This window comes from Synechococcus sp. H60.1 (assembly GCF_047462335.1).
In the GTDB taxonomy this organism is placed as follows: Bacteria; Cyanobacteriota; Cyanobacteriia; order Thermostichales; family Thermostichaceae; genus Thermostichus.
The window spans coordinates 1-1,287 of the sequence record NZ_JANSJA010000077.1 but is presented as its reverse complement, the minus strand read 5'-3'; the positions used below and the strand labels follow the sequence as shown (position 1 = coordinate 1,287).

Below are 1,287 nucleotides of genomic sequence, written 5' to 3'. Positions count from 1 at the left end.
CTTCCCTCATCATGAATGCCGGTCAGCCTGGTCGCAACCAACTGGTCGGCGATCCACCCGTCTCCAACGAGGGCCTCAGTCCCAAACCAGTGGACTACTACCCCGATCCAGATCGGCGGCCCTATGGCTTCCGGCTGCGCAATGGGGCAGTGCTGGCCCGCGGCGGGTTTAACCTCGATGAAGCCGTCTTCGGCCTCTCTTTCGTTTCCGACAACCCCGTCTACATCCAAGGGGACTTTAACCTGCACCAGACGAGGCAAGGCGAGCGGCTGGAAGAGTTCAAGACTCTCCTCAACTTCGGATCAGACGGCCTTTACAGCAACTTCTACGGGCGACTCCGGAGGGATGAAGACCGGCGCTTTGCCCGGGCAGCGGAGGATCTCTGGCGACCCACTGAGATCATAGGCGACTCGATCAATATCCTCTCCGCCGATTTCTGCGATGGCAGCATTGACGATGGCTTTGTCCAGGATGGCACCCTCAATGGCGGCGGCAGCAGCTTTGTGGCCAACCGCGACTACCAGGGCAACCCACAGCGGGCCTCGGCTCCTCGCCGCAACGACTACTACGGCTGCAGCGGGCCAAACCTCGGGGCCAACACCTCCTTCCTCAACCAGGCGCTGGTGATCCGGGGCAACAACTGGCCGGCTCCGGATCCGAATAACAATGGCGCTGGTGTTCTGCGCTTCGACAACACCAACGGGGCCCAGAACCTGGGCGACAACACCAACCAGCCCGGCTGGCCGGATGTGTTTGCCCGCGACACCCTCTTTGAGCGCCGCAACAGCACCGATGACCCGACGGCGGGCGGTGGCGTGCCTGAGGAGCGGCAGTTGCGGGCGCCAGATAGGGACTATGCCAACTTCGGTGTGCGCATCTCCGCCTTGGGCAACCCGGTGCTGGATACCTCCCGCTGGGTGATGGTGGCTCCCATCGGGCCCTGCCCGAACCCTGGCGGCGCTGGTCTGCTGGCCGAGTACTACAACGGCTGGATCACCAACCCGCGGAACCAGTACGACCCCAATACGGGGTTTGCCAGCACTGGCGCTGTAGGCCCTTTGCTCTCGAATGCTCAAAATAAAAACCTGCCCTACCTGCGGGCGGTGCGCTGGCCGGATCCGGTGTTCCCGGTCCAGGGGGTGCCGGATGCCATCGGTCAATACAACAACGGCTACACCAGCAGTGCGCCGCGTTGCCCAACGACCAACTTGGACAGCGCCACCAACGACCAACGCTGGGCCTGCGTGCGCGACGCTATCGATAATCCAGCTAACCTAGCACCTTTTG

Annotated in this window: 1 pseudogene; it reads left to right on the top strand. The window is 62.7% G+C overall.

From position 1 onward, the window contains the following. Nucleotides 1–1,287, top strand: a pseudogene (locus NW852_RS04445) (type II secretion system protein); the annotation flags it as partial.